This window comes from Oleiphilus sp. HI0117 (assembly GCF_001635235.1).
The window spans coordinates 1-2993 of sequence record NZ_LWGA01000928.1 but is presented as its reverse complement, the minus strand read 5'-3'; the positions used below and the strand labels follow the sequence as shown (position 1 = coordinate 2993).

3 protein-coding genes are annotated in these 2993 nt (G+C 43.8%); all 3 read right to left on the bottom strand.

The features are described 5' to 3' along the window. Positions 1-668 (bottom strand): LON peptidase substrate-binding domain-containing protein (locus A3757_RS16605; RefSeq protein WP_231878301.1); only part of this gene is annotated, 668 nt, incomplete at its 3' end. A gap of 243 nt (positions 669-911) precedes the next feature. Continuing rightward, positions 912-2195, bottom strand: a complete 1284-nt coding sequence (clpX, locus tag A3757_RS16600; RefSeq protein ID WP_068506896.1) for an ATP-dependent Clp protease ATP-binding subunit ClpX — start codon at positions 2193-2195, stop codon at positions 912-914. A 149-nt stretch (positions 2196-2344) separates the two neighbouring features. Further along, the gene (clpP, locus tag A3757_RS16595) at positions 2345-2986 is read right to left on the bottom strand and encodes an ATP-dependent Clp endopeptidase proteolytic subunit ClpP (RefSeq protein WP_304438895.1); all 642 of its coding nucleotides are present in this window, start codon (positions 2984-2986) and stop codon (positions 2345-2347) included. Between the last annotated feature and the right edge of the window lie 7 nt (positions 2987-2993).

Sequence of the window (2993 nt, the reverse complement as noted above, 5' to 3'; positions counted from 1 at the left end):
GCTTTCATTTGCTCATTCAGGTAGTACTCGCGCTGACTCTTTTCCATTTGCTTCTTAACACGACCACGAATGCGCTTCTCGACCTGAATCAGATCAAGCTCGCCTTCGATAACAGCTAACAACATTTCTGCACGCTGCCCGACATTCAACTCTTCCAGAACATCCTGCTTATCGGCTATTTTGAGTTCCAAATGAGCAGCAACGGTATCGATCAACCTAATAGGGTCAGAAATATTCGTTAACGACGAGACGATTTCAGCAGGAATTTTTTTACTCACCTTACTCAGCTTTTCAAACTGAGACATTAAGGTTTGCACAAGCCCCTGAAACTCAGACTGCTCTGGATGAGACTCTTCCAGCTCACTCGTTTTTGCTGACAAGAACTCTTCTGAAGCAACCCGATCCACACTGACTCGGTACTCACCTTCGATCAGCACTTTAACCGTACCATCGGGCAGCTTTAACATTTGCAATATATTTGCAACCGTACCAACGGAATATAATTCATCGATTGACGGATCGTCTTCGATGGCAGTTTTTTGTGTGAGTAAGAGAAGCTTCTTGTCAGAAGCCATGGCCGCTTCAAGCGCCATAATAGACTTTTCTCTACCAACGAAAAGAGGAATCACCATATGCGGAAAGACAACGACATCCCTCAAGGGCAACATGGGGATATGGCCTTCCGGCGCAGTTATCACGATATCTTTTTCAACGCTTTCTGATTCCGTGCTTTTATCTTGATCAGACATACAATTCCTCAATCACAAATAGATGCTTTGACTCATAAGTGGGGCTATATTTTTTAAATACAAGACAAACCGGGCGAGAATATTAGAACTTTTCCATATCAGCCAGGTAAAAAAAAACCATGCCCACCTTCATGGACATGGTTTTATCGATTTTAGTCGAACTTAGCTGTCAGGCAAGGCTTTTGCCTGTTCACCATTATCGTAAATCTTGATCGGTTCAGACTCACCATTGATGGTATTTTCATCAATAACAACCTTGCTTATGCCCGACTCGGATGGAATGTGATACATAGTATCGAGTAAAACATTCTCCAAAATCGATCTTAAGCCACGAGCACCAGTCTTTCTTTCCATTGCCTTGTTGGCAACAGCTCGAAGCGCCTCTTCCCTAAAATCAATTTCAACGCCTTCCATTTCAAAAAGCTTTTGATATTGCTTAGAGAGCGAGTTCTTAGGCTCTGTCAAAATTTGCATTAACGCAGCTTCATCAAGCTCGTTTAGCGTTGCAATCACCGGCAAACGACCAACAAACTCAGGAATCAAACCATACTTAACCAAGTCTTCGGTTTCGACTTCTTTTAGCGTCTCACCAACCTTACGCTCTGCATCCTTACTCTTAACCGATGCACCAAAGCCAATTCCACTCTTCTCAGAACGATCAGCAATAACCTTATCCAGGCCTGCAAAGGCACCGCCACAGATAAACAGCATATTAGTTGTATCAACCTGCAAGAACTCTTGCTGAGGATGCTTACGCCCACCCTGAGGAGGAACCGAAGCAACCGTACCTTCGATCAACTTAAGCAAAGCCTGTTGCACACCTTCACCTGACACATCTCGTGTAATTGAAGGGTTATCAGACTTACGAGAAATCTTGTCGATTTCATCAATATAAACAATTCCGCGCTGCGCTTTCTCTACGTCGTAATCGCACTTTTGCAGAAGCTTCTGAATAATGTTCTCGACGTCTTCACCAACGTAACCGGCTTCTGTCAGCGTGGTTGCATCAGCAATCGTAAATGGAACATTCAATAAGCGCGCTAGCGTCTCGGCCAATAGCGTTTTACCACTACCCGTTGGGCCAATCAGCAAGATATTACTCTTGCCCAGCTCAATGTCAGACTTAGCATTGTCGAACTTCAGACGCTTATAATGGTTATAAACAGCAACAGAAAGAACTACTTTAGCCCTCTCCTGCCCAATCACATAGTCGTCAAGCGTTTCTTTAATTTCTTGCGGTACAGGTAGTCTATCACTAGCTTCCTCAGAAGCTGTCTCCTGCACCTCTTCACGAATAATATCGTTACAGAGGTCTACACATTCATCACAGATAAAGACAGATGGGCCTGCAATCAGTTTTCTCACTTCATGCTGACTTTTGCCACAAAAGGAGCAGTAAAGTAATTTACCGTTATCTCCGCCCTTACCGTTTTTTTCATCGGTCATCAGATTTCCTACTTACTGTACAAAGCGCCTCTTCGAACGCCTGCGCGCAATGAAGCGGCTCTTACCGCTGCGCGATATTCATTTAATCGCCTGAGAAGTCCTATTCGAGCAGCTTAAGCTCTATCTTCCCAGGCAAGTGCCCCTCACTACTACTCTGCCGACGGACGCTTTTCAATCACTGAGTCAATTAAACCATATTCTACTGCCTCAGCACCATCCATAAAATTGTCACGATCTGTATCTTGAGCAACTTCTTCGATATCACGGCCTGTATGTTCAGCCATAATTTTATTCAGCTTATCACGAATCGTTAGAATTTCTTTAGTATGAATCTCAATATCAGTCGCCTGCCCCTGATAACCACCTAAAGGTTGGTGAATCATCATTCGCGAATGAGGAAGACAATGACGCTTACCTTGAGCACCACCCGTCAACAACAATGCGCCCATACTACACGCCTGACCAATACATAACGTAGAAACATCCGGCTTGATAAACTGCATTGTGTCATAGATAGACATACCCGCAGTAACTGAGCCACCAGGTGAATTGATGTAGAGGTGAATATCTTTGTCAGGATTCTCAGATTCCAAAAACAACAGCTGAGCAACAACAAGGTTAGCCATGTGATCTTCAACCTGACCAACCATAAAAATAACGCGCTCTTTTAGTAGACGCGAATAGATATCGAAAGATCGCTCTCCTCGTGCAGTTTGCTCTATAACCATTGGCACGAGACCACTATTAGTAATAATGCCTGAGCCTTGTCCCATATTGTCTTGGAAATTCATACGTATC

What these genes read in the sequence shown, in the direction of transcription:
- clpX (WP_068506896.1), bottom strand. Translation starts at nt 2,195, where the DNA reads ATGACCGATGAAAAAAACGGTAAGGGCGGAGATAACGGTAAATTACTT.
- clpP (WP_304438895.1), bottom strand. Translation starts at nt 2,986, where the DNA reads ATGAATTTCCAAGACAATATGGGACAAGGCTCAGGCATTATTACTAAT.